This window comes from Prescottella equi (assembly GCF_020171745.1).
GTDB lineage: Bacteria > Actinomycetota > Actinomycetes > Mycobacteriales > Mycobacteriaceae > Prescottella > Prescottella equi_A.
Genome location: NZ_JAIVAH010000023.1, coordinates 18,746 through 39,148, shown reverse-complemented (window position 1 = coordinate 39,148; position 20,403 = coordinate 18,746). Strand labels below are relative to the sequence as shown.

General features: G+C 68.8%; 17 protein-coding genes. 8 read left to right on the top strand and 9 right to left on the bottom strand.

Annotated elements, in window-relative coordinates:
- Positions 1 to 4: 4 nt before the first annotated feature.
- The 6 genes from nuoF to LCL87_RS19470 form a co-directional block, all read right to left on the bottom strand.
- The gene (gene nuoF, locus LCL87_RS19495; RefSeq protein WP_225022765.1) at positions 5 to 2,071 is read right to left on the bottom strand and encodes an NADH-quinone oxidoreductase subunit NuoF; all 2,067 of its coding nucleotides are present in this window, start codon (positions 2,069 to 2,071) and stop codon (positions 5 to 7) included.
- Positions 2,068 to 3,402 (bottom strand): NADH dehydrogenase (quinone) subunit D, encoded by a 1,335-nt coding sequence (gene nuoD / locus LCL87_RS19490; RefSeq protein ID WP_225022763.1) that lies wholly within the window; start codon positions 3,400 to 3,402, stop codon positions 2,068 to 2,070. The genes nuoF and nuoD overlap by 4 nt, the downstream gene beginning before the upstream one ends.
- Positions 3,399 to 4,151: an NADH-quinone oxidoreductase subunit C gene (locus LCL87_RS19485; protein WP_225022761.1), complete on the bottom strand. Its 753-nt coding sequence runs from the start codon at positions 4,149 to 4,151 to the stop codon at positions 3,399 to 3,401. Before LCL87_RS19485 ends, nuoD begins: the two co-directional genes overlap by 4 nt.
- Entirely contained in the window at positions 4,151 to 4,723 is a 573-nt protein-coding gene (locus LCL87_RS19480; RefSeq protein WP_225022759.1) for a NuoB/complex I 20 kDa subunit family protein, read from the bottom strand. The genes LCL87_RS19485 and LCL87_RS19480 overlap by 1 nt, the downstream gene beginning before the upstream one ends.
- A 39-nt stretch (positions 4,724 to 4,762) precedes the next feature.
- Positions 4,763 to 5,131, bottom strand: a complete 369-nt coding sequence (locus tag LCL87_RS19475; protein WP_225022757.1) for an NADH-quinone oxidoreductase subunit A — start codon at positions 5,129 to 5,131, stop codon at positions 4,763 to 4,765.
- A 301-nt stretch (positions 5,132 to 5,432) separates the two neighbouring features.
- Positions 5,433 to 5,846, bottom strand: coding sequence for an Rv3143 family two-component system response regulator (locus LCL87_RS19470; RefSeq protein ID WP_225022755.1), 414 nt, complete (start codon positions 5,844 to 5,846; stop codon positions 5,433 to 5,435).
- A 92-nt stretch (positions 5,847 to 5,938) separates the two neighbouring features.
- Here LCL87_RS19470 and LCL87_RS19465 point away from each other — a divergent pair, with 92 nt between their 5' ends.
- The gene (locus tag LCL87_RS19465; RefSeq protein WP_225022753.1) at positions 5,939 to 6,508 is read left to right on the top strand and encodes a hypothetical protein; all 570 of its coding nucleotides are present in this window, start codon (positions 5,939 to 5,941) and stop codon (positions 6,506 to 6,508) included.
- An 18-nt stretch (positions 6,509 to 6,526) separates the two neighbouring features.
- Here the strand turns inward: LCL87_RS19465 and LCL87_RS19460 are convergent, their stop codons facing one another.
- Together LCL87_RS19460 and LCL87_RS19455 are read right to left on the bottom strand one after the other, a co-directional pair.
- Positions 6,527 to 7,147 carry a YdcF family protein gene (locus tag LCL87_RS19460; RefSeq protein ID WP_225022752.1) on the bottom strand — a complete coding sequence of 207 codons (621 nt, stop codon included), beginning with the start codon at positions 7,145 to 7,147 and terminating at the stop codon, positions 6,527 to 6,529.
- A gap of 117 nt (positions 7,148 to 7,264) precedes the next feature.
- Positions 7,265 to 8,995, bottom strand: coding sequence for an acyl-CoA dehydrogenase family protein (locus LCL87_RS19455; protein ID WP_225022750.1), 1,731 nt, complete (start codon positions 8,993 to 8,995; stop codon positions 7,265 to 7,267).
- A 184-nt stretch (positions 8,996 to 9,179) separates the two neighbouring features.
- Between LCL87_RS19455 and LCL87_RS19450 the strand changes: the two genes are divergently transcribed.
- The 6 genes from LCL87_RS19450 to LCL87_RS19425 are packed head-to-tail and all read left to right on the top strand — an operon-like array spanning position 9,180 to position 16,210.
- The gene (locus tag LCL87_RS19450) at positions 9,180 to 10,112 is read left to right on the top strand and encodes an oxygenase MpaB family protein (RefSeq protein ID WP_225022748.1); all 933 of its coding nucleotides are present in this window, start codon (positions 9,180 to 9,182) and stop codon (positions 10,110 to 10,112) included.
- Positions 10,113 to 10,142: 30 nt separating this feature from the next.
- Complete coding sequence (locus LCL87_RS19445; protein WP_225022746.1) at positions 10,143 to 11,498, top strand: cytochrome P450; 1,356 nt, start codon at positions 10,143 to 10,145, stop codon at positions 11,496 to 11,498.
- A gap of 18 nt (positions 11,499 to 11,516) precedes the next feature.
- A complete protein-coding gene (locus LCL87_RS19440) occupies positions 11,517 to 12,116 on the top strand; it encodes a TetR/AcrR family transcriptional regulator (protein ID WP_510850812.1) in 600 nt (199 codons plus the stop codon).
- A gap of 43 nt (positions 12,117 to 12,159) precedes the next feature.
- Entirely contained in the window at positions 12,160 to 13,740 is a 1,581-nt protein-coding gene (locus LCL87_RS19435; protein WP_225022735.1) for a succinic semialdehyde dehydrogenase, read from the top strand.
- Positions 13,741 to 13,751: 11 nt separating this feature from the next.
- Entirely contained in the window at positions 13,752 to 15,368 is a 1,617-nt protein-coding gene (locus LCL87_RS19430; protein ID WP_225022733.1) for an AMP-binding protein, read from the top strand.
- Positions 15,365 to 16,210, top strand: a complete 846-nt coding sequence (locus tag LCL87_RS19425) for an SDR family oxidoreductase (RefSeq protein WP_225022731.1) — start codon at positions 15,365 to 15,367, stop codon at positions 16,208 to 16,210. The genes LCL87_RS19430 and LCL87_RS19425 overlap by 4 nt, the downstream gene beginning before the upstream one ends.
- A 47-nt stretch (positions 16,211 to 16,257) precedes the next feature.
- On the opposite strand, the gene LCL87_RS19420 is transcribed toward LCL87_RS19425, so the two are convergent.
- Positions 16,258 to 18,003: a proline--tRNA ligase gene (locus tag LCL87_RS19420; protein ID WP_225022729.1), complete on the bottom strand. Its 1,746-nt coding sequence runs from the start codon at positions 18,001 to 18,003 to the stop codon at positions 16,258 to 16,260.
- A 275-nt stretch (positions 18,004 to 18,278) separates the two neighbouring features.
- Between LCL87_RS19420 and LCL87_RS19415 the strand changes: the two genes are divergently transcribed.
- Positions 18,279 to 20,324: a neocarzinostatin apoprotein domain-containing protein gene (locus LCL87_RS19415; protein WP_225022727.1), complete on the top strand. Its 2,046-nt coding sequence runs from the start codon at positions 18,279 to 18,281 to the stop codon at positions 20,322 to 20,324.
- Positions 20,325 to 20,403 lie beyond the last annotated feature (79 nt).

Below are 20,403 nucleotides of genomic sequence, written 5' to 3'. Positions count from 1 at the left end.
ACGGTCACGATCTCCCCCCTTCCGGTCCGGACGGGACCCGGGCGACGAGCTCCGACGCCTCCGGGTCGAACGGGCACCTGCCGCCCTCGACGTGCGCGATGTATTCGTCGCGGAAGTACTTCAGCGACGACATGATCGGGCTGGCCGCGCCGTCACCGAGCGCGCAGAACGACTTGCCGAGGATCGTGTCGGAGACGTCGAGCAACTTCTCGAGGTCGGCCTCGCTGCCCTCACCGCGCTCGAGGCGTTCCAGGATCTGCACCAGCCAGTACGTGCCCTCGCGGCACGGCGTGCACTTGCCGCAGGACTCGTGCGCGTAGAACTGCGTCCAGCGCAATATCACCCGCACGATGCACGTCGTCTCGTCGAATATCTGCAGCGCCTTGGTGCCGAGCATGGATCCTGCCTCCGCGACACCCTCGTAGTCGAGGGGCACGTCGAGGTGATCGCCGGTCAGGATCGGCGTCGACGACCCGCCCGGCGTCCAGAACTTGAGCCGATGTCCCGCGCGCACGCCGCCCGCGAGATCGAGCAACTGCCGCAACGTGATCCCGAGCGGCGCCTCGTACTGTCCGGGCCGCGTCACGTGGCCCGAGAGCGAGTACAGCGTGAAGCCCGGGGACGCCTCGCTGCCCATGCCGCGGAACCATTCCGGCCCGCGCAGGATGATCGGCGGGACACTCGCGATCGACTCGACGTTGTTGACCACGGTCGGGCACGCGTAGAGACCGGCGACGGCCGGGAACGGCGGACGCAGCCGAGGTTGCCCACGCCGCCCCTCGAGCGAGTCGAGCAGCGCGGTCTCCTCGCCGCAGATGTAGGCGCCGGCCCCGGCGTGGACGACGATGTCGAGGTCGTACCCCGAGCCGAGGACGTCGCGTCCGAGGTATCCGGCGTCGTAGGCCTCGGCGACGGCGGCCTGCAGTCGCCGCAGCACGGGCACCACCTCGCCACGCAGGTAGACGAAGGCCTGCCCGGCGCGGATCGCATACGCCGCGATCACGACACCCTCGATCAGTGCGTGCGGGGTCGCGAACATCAGCGGAATGTCCTTGCACGTACCCGGTTCCGACTCGTCGGCGTTGACGACCAGGTAGTGCGGCTTGGCGGTTCCGTCCGTCGCCGGGTCCTGCGGGATGAACGACCACTTCATGCCGGTGGGGAATCCCGCGCCACCGCGGCCCCGCAGTCCGGCGTCCTTGACGGTCTGGATCACCTCGTCCGGGTTCATCCGCAGCGCCTTGCGGAGAGCGGTGTACCCGTCGTGACCGTGGTAGGCGCCGAGGGTCCACGACCGGTCCTCGTCCCAGTGGCTGCTCAGCACCGGGGTGAGCAGCGTCGCGGCGTCCCCGCGCGCCGAGTGCAGTCCGGCCAGCGTCGCCGGCCCGGCTCCCCCACCCGCCTCGAGCGCGCCCGGTCGGCGATCCGGGAACCCGGCGAGGATCCGGGCCGTGTCCCGGAACGAGCACAGCGGCGCACCGCGCGTGGGCGTGACCTGCTCGCCGGACCGCAGGGCATCGACCACCGCCGTCGCCGAGTCCGGCGTCTGATTGTCGAAGAACTCCCAGTTGACCGTCATCACCGGCGCGAAGTCGCACGCCGCGTTGCACTCGATGTGTTCGAGGGTGATCGCCCCGTCCGCTGTGGTCTCGCCGTCTCCGACACCGAGGTGCTCGCGCAGGGCGGCGTGGATTGCATCGCCGCCCATCACCGCGCACAGGCTGTTTGTGCACACCCCGACGTGGTACGTACCGGTCGGCTCGCGCCGGTACATCGTGTAGAACGTGGCGACCGCCGTCACCTCGGCGGCGGTGAGTCCGAGTTGCGCTGCGCAGAACTCGATTCCGGCCTTCGAGACGTAGCCGTCCTCGGCCTGGACGAGGTGCAGCAGCGGCAGCAGCGCCGAGCGCGCGGTGCCCTGCGGCACGTCGCCGGGTGACCGGTACCGGGCGACGATCTCCTCCGCGTCGGCGGCGAGACGGGCCGCGACGTCGGGCGGATATGCGGCCCGCTCGTGCGGGCGCGGGCCCAACTCGAGGAACACCGGCCCGGCGGCGCGCGATTCGGTCATCGGTCCACTCCCCCCATGACTGGGTCGATGCTGGCGACCGACGCGATCACGTCGGCCACCATCCCGCCCTCGCACATCGCCGCCACGGCCTGCAGGTTCGTGAACGACGGGTCGCGGTAGTGCACCCGGAACGGCCGGGTGCCGCCGTCGCTGACCATGTGCACGCCCAGTTCGCCGCGCGGCGACTCCACCGGCACGTACACCTGGCCGGGCGGGACCCGGAACCCCTCGGTGACGAGCTTGAAGTGGTGGATCAGCTCCTCCATCGAGGTGCCCATGATCCGCCGGATGTGTTCGAGCGAGTTGCCCAGCCCGTCGGCGCCGACTGCGAGGTCCGCGGGCCACGCGATCTTCCGATCCGCCACCATGACCGGTCCCGGCCGGAGCCTGTCGAGGCACTGCTCGACGATCTTCAGCGACTCGGCCATCTCGTTCACACGCACGAGGTAGCGGCCGTAGCAGTCGCTGCCCGTGTCGGTGACGACGTCGAATTCGTAGTTCTCGTAGCCGCAGTAGGGATCCGAGCGCCGCACGTCCAGCGGAAGGCCCGTCGCCCGCAGCACCGGACCGGTGACGCCGAGCGCCATGCAGCCCGTCAGGTCGAGGTACCCGATCCCCATGGTCCGGGCCTTCCAGATCGGGTTCTCGTTCAGCAGATCCTCGATGTCGCGCAGGCGCCGCGGCATCAGATCGAGCAGCTCACGCACCTTGGCCACGGCACCGTCCGGCAGATCCTGCGCCAGTCCCCCGGGCCGCACGTACGCGTGGTTCATGCGCAGCCCGGTGATCATCTCGAAGATGTCGAGGACCAGTTCGCGTTCCCGGAACCCGAACAGCATCGGGGTGATCGCACCCAGTTCCATGCCACCGGTCGCGAGCGCCACCAGGTGCGAGGAGATCCGGTTGAGTTCCATCAACAGCACCCGCACGACGGTCGCGCGTTCGGGAATCTGATCGGTGATGTCGAGCAGCTTCTCCACGCCCAGGCAGTACGCGACCTCGTTGAAGAACGGCGACAGGTAGTCCATCCGCGTGACGAATGTGACGCCCTGCGTCCAGTTGCGGTACTCGAGGTTCTTCTCGATCCCGGTGTGCAGGTAGCCGATTCCGCAACGCGCCTCGGTGACGGTCTCGCCCTCGATCTCGAGGATCAGCCGCAGAACACCGTGGGTGGACGGATGCTGCGGCCCCATGTTGACGACGATGCGCTCGGCCCCGGCCTCGTGGGCGTGCTGCGCCGCGTCCACCAGGTCGTCCCAGTCCTGACCGCCGACGGTGAACACTGCATCGCCGCTGTCGGTCTCGCCGGAGTGCTCGCGAGGACGGTTCACTGGTACGCCCTCCTCTCGTCCGGCGGCGGAATCTTCGCCCCCTTGTACTCGACGGGGAGGCCGCCGAGTGGGTAGTCCTTGCGCTGCGGATGCCCCGTCCAGTCGTCGGGCATCTCGATCCGGGTGAGCGACGGATGGCCGTCGAACACCATCCCGAAGAAGTCGTACGTCTCGCGCTCGTGCCAGTCGGTGGTCGGGTACACCGCGTGCAGCGACGGCAGGTGCGGGTCCGCATCGGGCACAGCCACTTCCAGGCGGACCCGGCGTCCGTGGGTGACGGACATCAGCGGGTACACCGCGTGCAGTTCACGGCCCGGGTCCTGCGGGTAGTGCACCCCGCTCACCCCGAGGCACAACTCGAAACGCAGGTCCGGATCGTCGCGCAGGCGTCGCGCGACGGTCGGCAGGTGTTCGCGTCGCACGTGCAGCGTGAGTTCGCCGCGGAAGACGACAACCTTCTCGACGGCGTCGTCGAAGAGCACGCCGACGGTCCCGAGAGCCTCGGCGAGCGTGTCGACGAGTTCGTCGAACCACCCGCCGTACGGGCGGGGGGTGCTGCCGGGCAGCGTGACCGGGCGGACCAGGCGCCCGTATCCGGAGGTGTCGCCGGTACCGCCGACACCGAACATGCCCTGCCGCAGTCCGATCATCTCGCCGCCGGCGACCCGTTCGGGGGGCACGGTGCCCTCGGGTCCCGCGGTCGCCTCCGGGTCCGACCCGCCCAGCACGTCGTCGTGGTCGATCGCCATCACCGCACCGCCCCCGCCGTGTGGCCCGGCAGGCCGAGGTCGACGACCGGCCGCGCCGTCAGGGCCGCCGTCTCCGCCGCCCGCACGGCCTCCTCACGGTTGACGCCGAGCGGGGTGTCCTGGATCTTCGCGTGCAGCGCGAGAATCGCGTTGAGCAACATCTCGGGCCGCGGCGGACAGCCCGGCAGATAGATGTCGACGGGGACCACGTGGTCGACGCCCTGGACGATCGCGTAGTTGTTGAACATGCCGCCCGAGGACGCGCACACCCCCATCGCGAGAACCCATTTGGGTTCGACCATCTGGTCATAGACCTGCCGCAGCACCGGGGCCATCTTCTGGCTCACCCGTCCCGCCACGATCATGAGATCGGCCTGCCGGGGCGACGCGCGGAAGGCCTCCATCCCGAAACGCGCCAGGTCGTAGCGCCCCGACGTGGTCGCCATCATCTCGATCGCGCAGCACGCGAGGCCGAACGTCGCCGGCCACAGCGAGCCCTTGCGGGCGTAGCCGGCCACGGTCTCGACCGTGCTCAGCAGGAAGCCGCCCGGCACCTTCTCTTCGAGCCCCATCCTTCGATCACCTCCGCTCCGTGGTCACCCAGAGATCCGCTAGTCCCAGCTCAAACCCCCACGCCGCCACTCGTAGACGTAGGCGACCGACACGTTGAAGACGAACACCGCCATCGCGGCCAGACCGAAGACACCGAGAGCGTCGAAGTGGACGGCCCACGGGTACAGGAAGACGATCTCGATGTCGAAGATGATGAACAGCATCGCCGTCAGGTAGTACTTCACCGGGATGCGCTGTCCGCTCGCCCTCCCACCGGGCTGTTCCATCGGCTCGATCCCGCACTCGTACGCCTCGAGTTTCGCCCGATTGAGGCGCTTGGGTCCGACCGCCGACGCGACGAACACGGAGAAGACCGCGAAGGCCACCGCGATGGCGCCCAACACGAGAATCGGCACGTAGGCGTTCACCCTGCCTCAGCTCCTCCGGTCGTGAGCCTGGGCCGTCCGGTGCCGGACGGTCGACCGTGCGAGCAAGCGCAGGAGCAGTGCCTTCGGAGAAGCTTGGTCAGCCCTTTCTGCCTGTGCGCCAGCCCGTACGGCAATCACGGACGGCGGGTAGCCAGGGACGACGCACAATCACGCAATCAGGAAAACCCACCCGCCGAATGTGATCTACGCCTCAGCCTACCCAGATTGCCCCCCGGCTTGGCCTCGGTTTTACCCGCGAGTCTTCCGGCAACGAGATCGACTCGGACCGGACGCGAGCGCGTCACGCCGGGCGGAGCAGCGACACCACAGCCTGGGCCAGCGCGAACGGATCGATCGGGTGCTCAACGACCCCGTCCGCCCTCGACCAGTCGGCCAGCCACCGATCGTCGGCGCGTCCGGTGAGCACGACGATCGGCGGGCACGCGTCGAGTTCGTCGCGCAGCTGCTTGGCGAGGCCCATTCCACCCGCGGGCTGCGCCTCACCGTCGAGCACGGCCAGGTCGAGGCCACCCGCGTCCATCTCGCGGATCACCACCGGCGCAGTCGCGACCTCGAGGTATGCGAACTCCGGAAGATCGGGATGCGGGCGCGTGCCCAGCGCTCGGATCACCTGCTCCCGCGTCGAGGCGTCGCTGCTGTAGACGAGCACGCGAAGCGTCACGGAGTCGTCGGAGCGCACGGTCGGATTGGCCACGGATCCGATGCTACGACCGCAGCCCCCGGCGCACCGGGAGGCGAGTCCGATTCGGCCGTTCCCGGAATCGGGTTGCCGCTAGTCTGCCGAGTATGGGGGAAACAACGAAAATATCCACCCGCATCGCGGTCGGGGTAGGTACGGCAGCGCTGTGCGCGGGCGCAGTCCTGCTGTTCACCGACTCGGCGGACGCAGCGCGCACAGAACCGGGGGCCGTCGCCGAATCGCCCACGGCGGTTCCGGTGGCGTGCCCGGCAGGAGGTCTCGACTTCGGGCCCGCCCGCGCGGGCGTCGCCGAGACCATGGTGCCCGACACGCCGCTGTTCGCCGAGGTGTGTCGCTACGACAGGCCCGGCGGGGAAGCGGAACCGGTCCCGCCGCACCTGGCATCGTCGGGGCGCCTCGAGGGCGCCGCGCTCGACGCCGTCGTCGATGCCCTCAACGCCGCGGGCCCGACGAATCCGCGTCGCTGCGGGGCCCCGATGGCCCTGAGCGCAGCGACGATCACGTGGGCCACCTTCCACTACTCGGACGGACCTCCGGTGCAGGTGTACTGGTCCGGGCCGTGTAATCAGTCGCACAACGGAACGAAGCTCGCCGACGGTATCGCCCACGAGATCCCGCCGTACTGGACGAACCCCGTTCCGCTGCAGGTCAACTGACACTCACGCCCTGGAGCGTCAGAAGCCCGGGGCCGCCACCGGGACGTACCGGAACTGACCGGATGCCGACTGGAACGCTCCGAGAGCACGGTCGATGTGCGACGCAGAGGTGACGAGCACGGCACCGTCCGCCCCTGCGCCGGAGAGGATCTGGGCGGTGTTGCGTGCGTTGTCGACGGTCGAGAACGAATCGTTCTCGAGAATGATGTTCGCGGGATTGACGCCCCGGAGCACGAGACCGGCCAGCATCGCCTGCGCTTCCGTGTACGGCAGCGGCTGCGTCGGCCCGCCGGAGACGATCACCTTGTTGGCCGGATGCAGACGGGCGATCGCGGCCGCCGTGTTCAACCGGGAGTTGAGGACTGCGGGCAGCAGGCCGTCGGCGTTCAGACGGGCACCCAGCACCACGATGTACCGGGAAGCGGGGTCGCCGGTGGTGAGGTAGGCATGTGCCGCGGCGTACTGACCGAGCGACGAGACGGTGTCGGAAATCCCGGACGCCGCAGTGTATTCGAGGGTGTCGATGCCCTGACTGATGAGTCCCGGAATGTTCAGCGAGGCCGCATGAGCCGGCACCGCGGCGACGACGGGCAGGGCGGCCACTGCGGCCGCGACGACGATCGTTCTCAACTTCTGCATTCGCCTGTGTCTCCCCAGGTTCGGCGGTCTGTATCGATGACGCGGATCACACCCTACGGGTGAAACGGTCACCCGTCATCCGGTCGGACGACACCGGCCGCTGACCACCGAAGATGCCTAGCCCCGCATCTCGTAGGCGCCGTCGTACTCGACGACCTGCTCCCACACCCGCCCGAAGCGAGCAGTGTCGACGACGGGCTTGCGGATCACACCCAGCGCCCACTCCTGCTGCGCGTCGGTCGACGACGGCTTGCCGTGCAACGCCACTGCGTAACCGGAGAAATCGCGGATGAGGATGTCGAAGATCTGCTCGACGAGGTCGCGGTCGATGCCGGCGATATCGACCTGCTCGAGGATCAACTGCCCGTAGACCACCAGCTCGAAGAGATGCCCGAGCGTGAGCAGGAAGTCGAGGTCCTCGAGCTGGGTGGCGTCCGGACCGGCCGTCGCGAGCAGTTCACGGAACGCGAGCGCCTGTTCGTGGAACCGGGCGACGTTGGGGATGTCGCCGTGTTCGACATACGCGCGGGTCCAGTCGTGGAACTGCACCTTCGCCGACCCGCGGGCCGGGCCCTGCGCCCAGAAGAACTCGTCGTCGGCGTCGTCGGTGCGGGTTCCGATCTCGGGGTACTCGGCGGGGTTGAACAGGTAGTTCGGCATGAATTTGAGGATGAGCGCGACGTTGACGTGCACGGTGCCCTCGAGCTTGGGCAGTGTGCCGATCAGTTCGGCGGCCTCCCGGAAGTAGGTGTCCTTCTCGTAGCCCTTCGCGGCGACTACGTCGTGCAGCAGCGCCATCACGGTCTCCCCCTCCGAGGTGACCTTGGCCTTGGTCATCGGGTTGAAGAGCAGGTAGCGCCGGTCCTCGGGACCGGCGCTTCGGAAGTAGTCGACGGCGCGGGCGCTGAACAGCTTCATCGCGATCAGCCGGGCGTAGGCGTCGACGAAGTTCGCCCGCACGTGCGGAAAATCGGTGACGCGCTTGCCGTAGAGAATCCGGTTGTGCGCGTGCGTGATCGCCTCGTAGAACGCGTGCTCGCACATACCGATCGACGCCGTGCACAGGTTGAACTTGCCGACGTTGACGGTGTTGAGGGCCGCGGAGAAGGCGTCGGGGCCGGTGTGCAGGATGTCCTGCTCGCGCACCGGATAGTCGCGGAGCGCGAAGGTGCTCACGTACATCTGGCCGTGCACGACGTTGTCGATCAACCGGTAGTGCAGGTGCCGGCTGTCCACGACGAAGAACACGTACCCCTCGGCCCCCTCGACGTCGGTGCGACGCCCGAAGACCGACACCATGCCGGCCACGTTGCCGTTGCCGATGTAGTACTTGGTGCCGTTCGCACGGAACACCGCGTCGCCGGCGCCGTCCGCACTCGGGGTGAGCAGCATGTCGGTGGAGTAGACGTCGGCGCCGTGCTCGCGCTCGGACAGCCCGAACGCCATGACACCGCCCGCCTCGAGCTGGTCGGCGGCACGCTCCCTGGCCACGGCGTTGGCGCTCATCCAGATCGGTCCGAGGCCGAGCACCGTCACCTGCCACAGGTACCAATAGGAGAGGCCGTAGAAGCCGAGGATCTCGCTGAGGGCCGCGTTGCGGGCGGCGTCCCAGCGCTTGTTGGGGTCGCCTTTCGACTCGGCCGCGGGCGTCAGGAACGTCGCGAACAGCTTCTCGTGCCCCACGAAATCCAGGAAATCCCCCGTCCACACCGCGTGGAGGTCGTCCTGGAGCAGACGCCGCTTCCCGCGGGCCTCGAACCAGGCGATCGTCGCGCGCAGCAGTCTGCGCGTGTTCGGATCGAGGTTCACGGGGTCGTACTCGCGCGGGTTCAGCAGCAGCTCGCCCAATGTCCTCGCCCTCCGCAGTGTGGATGGGACACCCGGTTCGGGTCTTCCACGTCCACTGTGCGCCAGACGGCGCCACCGCTGCGCGAAATCGTCGGGAAATCTTGTCCGGCCGGTCACCCACTGCTACGTTCTGACACAGAGATACATGTTTGTTCCACTGTCCCACTCTCGACAGAAGGCACTCATGACGTCACCTCGTTTCGACCCGGCATTCGACGCCCTCATCCGCGAAGCCGAGCCCGTACTCGTCGATGACGACACGACCGAGCACGCACCTCCGCTCGGCCCCGATTCGCTGGTCTGGAAGTTCTACGGCGACGTTCGCGGGGTTCTCGGCTTCCAACGTCTGGCCGGCACCGAGAACTGCATCGAGCAACTCGGCAAGGCCGTCGAGGACCACTCGGTGATCTTCTCGGACACGCTCGGCCGGGCCCGACGGAGCGGACCGCCGATCATGAAGACGGTCTACAGCGAGGATCCACACCGCTGGGGCCGAACCGTCCGCGACTTCCACCGGTCCATCAAGGGCACGATCGCCGACGGGTCTCGCTACCACGCGCTCAACCCGGAGCTCTTCTATTGGGCGCACGCGACGTTCGTCGACCAGGTCCTGTACGTCACCGACACGTTCATCCGGCGGCTCTCGTACGACGAGAAGGTGCAGATCTTCGAGGAGAGCAAGCGGTGGTACGCGCTCTACGGGGTCAGCGCCCGCAACGAACCGCAGACCTACGAGGAGTTCGTCGAGTACTGGAACGGCATGCTCGATCGGTTCGTACCGACGAAGACGATCGTGTACGCGACCGGCTACATCCGTAAGGGAGTCCCCCGGCCGCAACGCATCCCGGCCCCGGTGTGGGCCGTCCTGGCCGCACCGATCGACGCGCTGACCCGCAACATCGTGGTCGGCACGCTGCCAGCCCAGATGCGCGAGGTCTGCGGGCTGGAGTGGGACACGAAGCAGGAGAAGCGCTTCCAGCGGTTCGCGCGGGCGGTACGGGCACTGAACCCGGTGTTCAACCGGCTCCCGCTCGGCGCGCTCTATCTGCCCTGGGCTCGCGACGCGTGGCGCCGCGTCGGCGTCGATCCCCGCCCCCTGCACAACCGACCTGCTTGACCCGACGACATCGAACGCCCAGGAGTGCTCATGCGTAACAAGCAGTTGGCCCCGGTTCCCGCGGGCAGCGATCTGGAACCCATTCACGGCACCGGCGATCCGGGTGTGATCGAGGTGTTGCGCTTCGTCCGCGATCCGCTCGCGATGGTGGCCCGCCGCCGGGAGATGTTCGGCGACATCACGTATCTCAACGCGTTCGGACTGAAGTTCGTCATCCCGCTCACCGCCGACGGTTCCGAGGCGGTGGCGATGAACCGTCAGAAGGCCTTCGCGAACGAACCCGCGTGGGGTTTCCTGATCGGACCGTTCTTCCGCCGCGGCATCATGCTGATGGACTTCGAGGAACACCGCCACCATCGGCGAATCATGCAGCAGGCCTTCACGAACACCCACCTCAAGGGGTACCTGCAGGACATGCAGCCGATGCTCGCCGACCGGGTGGCGCACTTCCCGGTGGGCGACGATGTCCGACTGCTGGACGAGTTCAAACAGTTGACGCTGGATCTGGCGCTCGAGATCTTCCTGGGACTCGATCTTCCCCGCGCCGAGGCGGACCGGATCAACAAGGCGTTCGTGGACTGCGTCGCCGCGGGCCTGTCGATCATCCGCAAGAACGTCCCGGGCACGAAGTGGTCGCGCGGACTGGCCGGGCGCCGGACGCTCGAGGAGTTCTTCTACCGGCACCTGCCGGCCAAGCGCGCCACCGCGACCCCCGACCTGTTCTCGGTGCTGTGCCACGCGCAGTCGGAGGACGGCCACACCTTCAGCGACGAGGACGTGGTCAACCACATGATCTTCGTGCTGATGGCGGCACACGACACCTCGACGATCACGCTCACCACGATGGCGTACTACATGGCCAAGCATCCCGAATGGCAGGCCAAGGCACGCGAGCAGTCCCGCGAACTGCCACCCGAGATCTCGTACGACACGCTCGACCGGTTCACCGTGCTCGACGCGATCATGAAGGAGTCCCTGCGGCTGAACGCCCCGGTGCCCGGACTGCCCCGCCGGGCCGTCGAGGACACCGAGATCTGCGGCCACTTCATACCGAAGGGCACCTACGTCAGCGCCATCAACATCGTCAGCCACCACGATCCGGCGCTGTGGACCGACCCCGAGCGGTTCGATCCCGAACGATTCTCGCCCGAACGCGCCGAGGACCGGGTTCACCGCTTCGCGTGGATGCCGTTCGGTGGCGGCGTCCACAAGTGCATCGGCCTCTACTTCGGGCAGATGGAGATCAAGACGATCATGCACAACCTGCTGCTGCGGTACGAATGGTCGGTGCCGGAGGGCTACGAGTGGAAGCTCGACAACTCGACGCTGCCGGTCCCCAAGGATCACCTGCCGGTCCGGATGCGGCGCCTGCGGGGGACACCGTGACGACCGCCGGCAGCCGATATGCTCCCCCTGATGTCCATACCAGCCGAGTCCTCCACCCCGTCCGTGTCACCGGAGCAGGTGATGCTCGACGCCGCGCGCGCGGAGTTCGAGCGCTACGGGATCCGGCGCACCAACATGGACGACATCGCCCGCCGGGCGGGCATCTCCCGCAGCACCCTCTACCGGCGGTTCCCGAACAAGGACGCCCTCGTCGAGACCCTGCTGCTGCGCGAGACCGCACTGTTCTTCGGCGAACTGGACCGGGTGGCCGAGAACCGGGATCCGCACGGCGCGGTGATCGAGTGCTTCGCCCGCGGCGTCCGGATGGCGCAGGAGATACCGCTCATCGCCCGGATCCTCGAGAGCGAACCGGAGATGATCCTCGGGCTCAGCACGCGCACCGACGGGGCACCGATCGCGCAGGCCGCAGCCCAGGTCGCCGTGGCGTTGCGGCGCAGCGGCGTCACGATGTCCGACGACGACCTGCGTGCGGTCTCCGAGATCCTCATCCGCATCGCGGTCTCGTTGATGCTCAATCCGCAAGGGCAGCTGGACCTCTCGGACCAGGCTGCGGTTCGCCAGTACGCGGAGCGGTACCTGGTGCGACTGGTCTGGTGACCGGGGCACTCGGCCTCGAGCGCACCCCGCCGAGGAGGTACGCGTGACCTCGCTCGCGACCACCGGAGCCGAATGCTCCGCAACTCCACCTCCCGGCATCGGACCCGGCCTGCTCGACGAGTTGCTCCGGCAACTCCCCGGCTCCGCGGAGTTGCACCGCGCCCGCGCGCCGTTCGACGGCGACCTGCTCCCCGCGGTGCCGCAGTCCGATCCGGACTCGATCGCGGCCGCGGCCGCCGCCGCCCGCCGAGCGCAGTCACGCTGGGCCGACACACCCGTCGGTGATCGAGAGAAGCTGGTGCGGCGCTTCGCCCGTGCCCTGATCGCCCACGAGCGCGAACTGTGCGACCTCATGCAGTGGGAGACCGGCAAGGCCCGGGTCCACGCCGCGATCGAGGTGCAGGGCGTCGTCCAGGTCGCCACCTACTACGGGACGACCGGCGCCGTGCACCTGAAGTCGCATCGCGCGACGAGCGCGGTCCCCGGCGTCGTCACGGCCCGGGTGAGCTACCGACCCAAGGGACTGGTCGGGGTGATCGCCCCCTGGAACTACCCGCTGTTTCTCGCGGTCGGCGACGTGATCCCCGCGCTCGTGGCCGGCAATGCGGTGCTCAGCAAGGCCGATTCGCAGACGCCGTTGACGCTGCTGCTGGCCCGGACACTGGCCGTCGACGCCGGGCTACCCGCACCGCTCTGGCAGGTGGTCGCCGGTTCCGGCAGCCGGATCGGGCCTGCGGTGATCGACGCCGTCGACTACGTGTCCTTCACCGGATCGACCGCCACCGGGCGCGAGATCGGCCGCCGCTGCGCGGACCGTCTGATCGGGGCGTCGCTCGAACTCGGCGGCAAGAACCCGATGATCGTGTGCGCCGACGCCGACGTCGATTCCGCCGCAACGGGAGCGGTGCAGGCGTGCTTCTCGAACGCCGGGCAGATGTGCATCGGCATCGAGCGGATCTACGTGCACCAGGACGTGTATCCGCGGTTCGTCGCGGCGCTCGTCGAACGGACGCGCCGACTCCGGCTGGGGCCCGGGTACACCTACGACGTCGACATGGGATCCCTGACCTCCGACCGACAACTCGAGAACACCGTCCGCCACGTCGACGACGCGGTCACGAAGGGTGCGACGGTACTCGCCGGGGGTCGACCGCGCCCCGATCTGGGTCCGCTGTTCCACGAGCCGACCGTGCTCGCCGACGTCACCGACGACATGCTCGTGTTCGCCGAGGAGACCTTCGGGCCCGTCGTGTCGGTGTACCGGGTGGCCGATGACGACCAGGCCGTCCGGGCCGCCAATGCCGGCGAGTACGGGCTGAGTGCGAGTGTGTGGTCCCGGGATCCGAAACGGGGCCGCGCGATCGCACAGCGGATCGTCGCCGGGGGTGTGGGCGTCAACGACGGCTACCTGTCGGCGATCGCGGCCCTCGGCGCGCCGATGGGCGGGATGCGCGCGAGCGGGGTCGGCCGCCGGCACGGCCGGGAGGGCATCGTGCGCTACACCGAACCGCAGACCGTCACCTCCCAGCGCATCCCGATCGCGTACCCGGACCGATTCCGGGCCACGCTGCTGCGCGCCCTCAATCTGGGCAATCGAGCGAAACTCTTCTTCCCGCACCGCTGACGAGGAGCACGATGAAGCTTCGAACCACGGCCACACGGCTCCGCAACGAGGCCGCCGCCGCACGCGTCCTGTGGACCGCCGGGATGGTCCCCCGCGAGCCCCGCGCGGCGGTCGCCGGAGTCCGCGCCGTCGCACGACTGGGGCCGTTCGGCGGGCTACCGGCGTACTGCGCGGCCGTGCACGGCGACGCTGTCGCGGTGATCGACGACCACGGGAGCCTCACGTTCGCCGAGTTCGCCGAACGCACCCACCGCCTCGCGAACGCCCTCCGTGGCGAACTTCCCGATCGTGGGCGGCAACCGAGCATCGGCATCCTGTGCCGCAACCATGCGGATGCCCTCGTCACGCTGTGCGCGGGCGCCGCCGTCGGTGCGCGCGTCGTGTTGCTCGGCGCGGACTTCGGTCCGCAGCAGGTGGCCGTCGTCGCCGAGCGTGAACGCCTCGACGCGATCGTCTACGACGGGGAGTTCGGCTCTGCCGTAGCCGAATTCGACGGTCACCGCTGGTGCGCGTGGTACGACGACGAAGCTCCCGCAGACGCGCTCGACCGTCTCGTCGACCGCGGTGCCCACGCTCCGCCGCCCCGTCCCCCGCATCCCGCGTCGCTGGTCATCCTCACGAGCGGCACCAGCGGGATCCCGAAGGGGGCGCCGCGCGCCGAGCCCCGAACGCTGCTGCTGACCGCCGGCCTGCTCGAGCGCATCTCCCTCCGGGGCGGCGAGCGGGTCCTGTTGTCGGCGCCCGTCTTCCACGGATGGGGACTACTGGTCGCGGTCCTCACTCTTATGCTGGGCGGGACGCTGGTGCTCCGTCGACGATTCGACGCGGCGGGTGCGCTGGCCGACCTCGAACGGTTCCGCTGCGGTGCGTTCATCGCGGTGCCCACAATGCTCCGCCGCATCGTCGACCTCGGCGGCAGCGTCCGAACCACGGACCTGTCCGCGCTGCGCATCGTCGCCAGCGGTGGGGCACGGTTGGAACCCGCACTCGTCCAGGCGGTCTCCGAGGCTCTCGGCCCGGTGCTGCACAACCTGTACGGCTCCACAGAGGCCGCGTACATCAGCATCGCGACGCCGTCGGATCTGGCGAACGCCCCGAATTGCGCCGGACGTCCAACGCTGGGCACCACGCTCCGGATCGCCGACGCCGCGGGACGCGTCCTGCCCGCCGGCGCCACGGGCCGGATCCTGGTGCGCACCCCGGCCCAGATCGACGCCTACACCGACGGCACCCGGCGCTCCGGCGCCGACGGGTTTCTCGACACCGGCGACCTCGGGCACGTCGATGCGTTCGGCCGCCTGCACGTGTCGGGACGGTCGGACTCGATGATCGTCTCCGGCGGCGAGAACGTGTTTCCCGAGGAGGTGGAACTCGCACTCCTCGACCATCCGGCGATCGCGGACGCGGCCGTCACCCCGGTCGCGGATACCGAGTTCGGGCAGCGCCTGCGCGCGTATGTCGTGTGCGTCGGGGACCTCGACGAACGGGCGGTCCGCGACTACCTCGCGGCCGAACTCCCCCGGTCCCGGATGCCCCGCGACGTCGTCTTCGTCGACACCCTGCCCCGCGGATCGTCGGGGAAGGTCCTGCACCGCACGCTGGACGACCTGAAGGAGAACCACGCATGAGGGGTATCGACCCGAGAGGTCGCGTCGCGGTGGTCACCGGCGGCGCCCGTGGAATCGGCTGGGCGACGGCCGCGGCCCTGCGCGACGCCGGGGCGCACGTCGCAATCGGCGACCTCGACCCGGCCCGCACCGCACTGGCCGCCGAGGAACTCGGCGTCCACGGCAGCCGACTGGACGTCACCGACACGGCATCGGTCGAGACCTTCCTCGACGACGTCGAAGCCCACCTCGGTCCGGTCGCGATCTGGATCAACAACGCCGGGATCATGCCGATCGGCCCGGTGCTCGAGCAGACGGACGCGGTGATCCGCCGGGCGGTCGACGTGAACGTGATCGGCGTGATGACCGGCGCCCGGGCCGCGGCGCGGCGGATGGTGCCGCGCGGCGAGGGGCGGATCGTGAACGTCGCGTCCATCGCCGGACGCATCCCGGCGCCCGGCATGGCCGTGTACAACGGCACCAAGTTCGCAGTGGTCGGGTTCGGTGAGGCGCTCGACGCCGAACTGGCCGCTCACGGCGTCCGGGTGTCGACAGTGCTGCCGTCGTTCACGAACACCGCGCTGGTTTCGGGAACCACGCCGGGCCGGATGACCCGGCCCATTCCTCCGGAGCAGGTGGCCGCGGCCATCGTCGCGACACTACGGCGGGGGCGGCGCCAGGCCGTCGTACCGCACCGCCTGTCGACGGGAAGTGCCGTGTGGCAACTGTTCCCGCGGCCGGTCGCCAGGACACTGCGCCGGACCCTCGGGCTGGACACCGTGTTCCTCGACATCGACTCCGGCCGAGCCGAATACGACGCCCGGATCGCTCGGGACGTGAACCCGGCCGAACCGAGCGACTGAGACCGAGGCTGGGCGCCGCAACAGCGACGCCCGGCCTCGGGATCGGATCAGCTACGGATCGCGGCGAGGATCTCGGCGAGCGCACCGTCGACGGGCACCTCACGGGATTCGCCGGTGAAGCGGTCGCGCAGTTCGACGTTGCCCTCCGCGAAGCCGCGGCCCACGACCACGACCAGCGGGACGCCGATCAGCTCGGAGTCCTTGAACTTCACGCCCGGCGACGCCTTGCGGTCGTCGAACAGGACCTCGACGCGAGCCTTGTCCAGCTCGGCGGCCAGGGCCTCGGCGCCCTCGCGGGCGGCGTCGTCCTTGTTCGCGATCACCAGGTGCACGTCGAACGGGGTGACCTCGGCCGGCCAGCGCAGGCCCTTGTCGTCGTGGTGCTGCTCAGCGATCACCGCGACCAGGCGCGAGACGCCGATGCCATACGAGCCCATGGTCGGACGGACCGGCTTGCCGTTCTCGCCGAGCACGTCGACGTTGAACACATCGGTGTACTTGCGGCCCAGCTGGAACACGTGGCCCACCTCGATGCCGCGGGCGGCCACCAGTGCGCCGGCGCCGTCGGGCGACGGATCGCCGTCACGCACCTCGGCGGCCTCGATGGTGCCGTCGGGGGTGAAGTCGCGGCCGGCGACCAGACCCACGTAGTGCTTGCCTTCCTCGTCGGCGCCGGTGATCCAGCTGGTGCCGTCCACCACGCGCGGGTCGACGAGGTAGCGGACACCGTTCTCCTGCAGCGCCTTCGGGCCGATGTAGCCCTTGACGAGGAACGGGTTGTTCTTGAAGTCGGTCTCGGTGATGAGCACGTATTCGGCGGGCTCGAGCGCGGCCTCGAGTCGCTTCTCGTCCACCTCGCGGTCGCCGGGGATGCCGATTGCGAGCAGTTCCCACTCGCCGCCGGGCACGCGGGTCTTCACCATGATGTTCTTGAGCGTGTCCGCGGCGGTCACGGTCTTACCGAGGTCGGCGCCGTTGGCCCACTCGACGAGGGTGTCGATGGTCTCGGTTCCGGGGGTGTCGCGCACCTCGGCGGCGGGCAGGCCGTCGAACGGGATGGGCGCGGGAGCGAGCGTCTTGACGGCCTCGACGTTGGCGGCGTAGCCGGATTCGATGCAGCGGACGTAGGTGTCCTCGCCGATCTCGCTCTCGGCCAGGAACTCCTCCGACGCGCTGCCGCCCATCGCACCCGAGGTGGCGGACACGATCACGTACTTGACGTCGAGACGGGCGAGGATCCGCTCGTAGGTGTCGCGGTGCGCCTGGTACGACGCCGTCAGGCCCTCGTCGGTGAGGTCGAACGAGTACGAGTCCTTCATGACGAACTCGCGGCCGCGCAGGATGCCGGCGCGGGGCCGCTCCTCGTCGCGGTACTTGGTCTGCACCTGGTAGAGCGTGACCGGGAAGTCCTTGTACGAGTTGTACTCACCCTTGACGGTGAGCGCGAAGAGCTCCTCGTGGGTGGGACCGAGCATCATGTCGTTGCCCTTGCGGTCCTTGAGGCGGAACAGGCCGGCGCCGTACTCGGTCCAGCGGTTCGACGTCTCGTACGGCTCGCGCGGCAGCAGCGCGGGCAGCAGGATCTCCTGCGCGCCCATCGCGTTCATCTCCTCGCGGACCACTCGCTCCACCTCGCGCAGCACCCGCAGGCCCAGTGGCAGCCACGAGTAGACGCCGGGCGCGATGCGGCGCACGTAGCCGGCGCGAACCAGCAGCTTGTGGCTGGCGACCTCGGCGTCGGCCGGGTCGTCGCGGAGGGTGCGAAGGAACAGGTGCGACATGCGAGTGATCACGGGGCACCAGCCTAGTCGGTGAAGTGCGGAGACCGATCGAGGGCACCGGTCGGCGACATCCTCGGCGCTCCCCCGGACCGGCGCTGGTCCGCCACAAAATTCACGGGAAATGACGTAACTCACCCAATTTCCCGGAACTCGAGGTAGCTTAGCCTCGCCTTCATAACCATAGGCTTAGCTTTCCCCCGAGGTTCCGCGCGTCCCCAAGCGCGCAACCGCGGCTGCGACCAGGAAGAAGAAAGATGCACGCGTTACGCAGGGCTGCCCTCGCGACCATGGCAGTCGCGATGTCGCTGGCGTTGCCGGTCGGCATTGCCGTTTCCGCCCCTTCCACCGGCGGCGGAGCCGTTGCCCAAGCAGCTCCGAGTTCGCCGGTCACAACCGTCACCCCGAAGACCGGATTGAAGGACGGCGACACGATCACCGTCTCGGGCGAAGGCTTCTCCGGGGCGGGCGCCGGCATCTATGTAGGACTGGTCCAGGACGACAAGTTCTCGACCACCGACGGCAGCGTCTGGATGACCCAGAAGTGGATCACATCGGCCGACATCAAGAGCGGCGCGTGGAGCACGAGCGTCAAGGTCGTCGCCAAGGCGGGCGCGTTCGACTGCATCGCGAATGCCTGCTCGATCTACACCGTCGCAGCCCACGGCTCGAGCGACCGCACCCAGGACACCGACGTCCCGGTGTCGTTCGCGGCCGTGACTCCGACGACCACTCCGGCCCCCACCACGACGACAACCGCGCCGACGACGACCACGACGCCTCCCACCACGACGACGACGGTGCCGCCGACCACGACGACTCCGAAGCCGACGACCACGACGCCGAAGCCGACGACGACACCTCCGACGACCACGCCACCCACGACCACGACGACGCCGCCGGTGACGGGCAGCGGACCCCGCGTCAGCACGAGCAAGACCACCGGACTCAATGCCCAGGGCGACACGATCAGCGTCCGCGGCAGCGGGTTCGCGACGACCGGCATGGGCATCTACGTGGGCATGGCGCAGACGAGCAAGTACTCGTCGACGAATGCCGACATGTTCTACGGCACGAAGTACATCAAGCCGGCCGACATGCCGGGTGGCTCGTTCTCGGTGACGATCGACGTCATCGGCGCTTTTGCGAACGGTGACTGCGTCAACAACGAGTGCGCCATCTACACGCTCGCAGCGCACGGCTCGTCGGACCGCAGCCAGGACACCAAGACCAAGATCAGCTTCGTCGGCACCGCACCGCCGGTCACCGGTGGCGGTGGCACCGGAACCGGTGGGGGCGCAACGGGACCCGGTGCAGCGGGCGCTGCGCCCGGCACCACGTTCACGGCCAACAGCAACCTGTCGGTGTCGCTGTCGAAGGCGTCCGACATCAATCCCGCGGGCGAGAACATCACGATCTCCGGGTCGGGCTTCTCCGGCGCGGCCCCCGGCCTGTACGTCGGTCTCGTGCAGGACAACGTGTTCTCCGCCGCCGACGCGTCGGTGTGGATGACCTCGGCGTTCGTCAAGCCCGAGCAGATCTCGGGCGGCAACTGGTCGCTGCCGATGGACCTCGTCTCCACGTCCGGAGCGTTCGACTGCATGAAGAACGCGTGCTCGATCTATACCGTCATGGCACACGGTTCCTCGGATCGCAGCCAGGACACCAAGACCCCGGTGAGCTTCGTCGGCGGAGTCGCCCCGGGCACCGTCACCGCGCCGCCCGCGCTGACTGCCGCCGGCGCGCCCGGTGCCGCGAAGACCGTTGCCGTGACGGTGTCGAAGGCCAAGGGGTTGAAGATCGAGGGCGACGAGATCACCATCTCGGGCACCGGCTTCTCGGGTGAGCAGCCCGGTATCTACGTCGGCCTGATCCAGGAGAACAAGTTCTCTACGACCGATGCGGGCGCCTGGATGACCACCGCGTACATCACGCCCAGCAGGATAAAGGACGGCGCCTGGTCGACCAGCATGAAGGTCCAGGCCGTCAAGGGTGACTCGGACTGCACCAAGAACGCCTGCTCGATCTACACCGTCGCCGCGCACGGCTCGAGTGACCGCAGCCAGGACACCCAGACGCCCGTCAGTTTCGGCGACGACCCCAACGCGCCCAACGCCGACAAGGCCGCGGCCGCAGCCCTGACCGCGGACGGCGGCCCGACCGACGGCGACATCTCCGCTGCGGACGAGTCGAACAGCACGTCCGATTCCGCAATCCGCAATCTCGCGGACGCGATCTCCGACGGCACCGCGTGGATCATCCCACTTCTCATCGGCGCGGTCATCGGGGCCGGATTCGCGGTCGCGACCACCGTCGCGCTTCGCCGCCGGACCTAGCACCCAGCGTTTGACCGAGGGGTGCCCACACCGGGCACCCCTCGTGAGACACGCCCAAAATCGTTGAATCACAACCAGT

Coding starts and splice junctions, on each gene's coding strand:
- LCL87_RS19485 (WP_225022761.1), bottom strand. CDS start 4,151: ATGGCGATCGACCACGACGACGTGCTGGGCGGGTCGGACCCGGAGGCG.
- LCL87_RS19450 (WP_225022748.1), top strand. CDS start 9,180: ATGACGTCACCTCGTTTCGACCCGGCATTCGACGCCCTCATCCGCGAA.
- LCL87_RS19480 (WP_225022759.1), bottom strand. CDS start 4,723: ATGGGGCTCGAAGAGAAGGTGCCGGGCGGCTTCCTGCTGAGCACGGTC.
- LCL87_RS19445 (WP_225022746.1), top strand. CDS start 10,143: ATGCGTAACAAGCAGTTGGCCCCGGTTCCCGCGGGCAGCGATCTGGAA.
- LCL87_RS19425 (WP_225022731.1), top strand. CDS start 15,365: ATGAGGGGTATCGACCCGAGAGGTCGCGTCGCGGTGGTCACCGGCGGC.
- LCL87_RS19460 (WP_225022752.1), bottom strand. CDS start 7,147: ATGCAGAAGTTGAGAACGATCGTCGTCGCGGCCGCAGTGGCCGCCCTG.
- nuoF (WP_225022765.1), bottom strand. CDS start 2,071: ATGACCGAATCGCGCGCCGCCGGGCCGGTGTTCCTCGAGTTGGGCCCG.
- LCL87_RS19465 (WP_225022753.1), top strand. CDS start 5,939: ATGGGGGAAACAACGAAAATATCCACCCGCATCGCGGTCGGGGTAGGT.
- LCL87_RS19430 (WP_225022733.1), top strand. CDS start 13,752: ATGAAGCTTCGAACCACGGCCACACGGCTCCGCAACGAGGCCGCCGCC.
- LCL87_RS19440 (WP_510850812.1), top strand. CDS start 11,517: ATGCTCCCCCTGATGTCCATACCAGCCGAGTCCTCCACCCCGTCCGTG.
- LCL87_RS19415 (WP_225022727.1), top strand. CDS start 18,279: ATGGCAGTCGCGATGTCGCTGGCGTTGCCGGTCGGCATTGCCGTTTCC.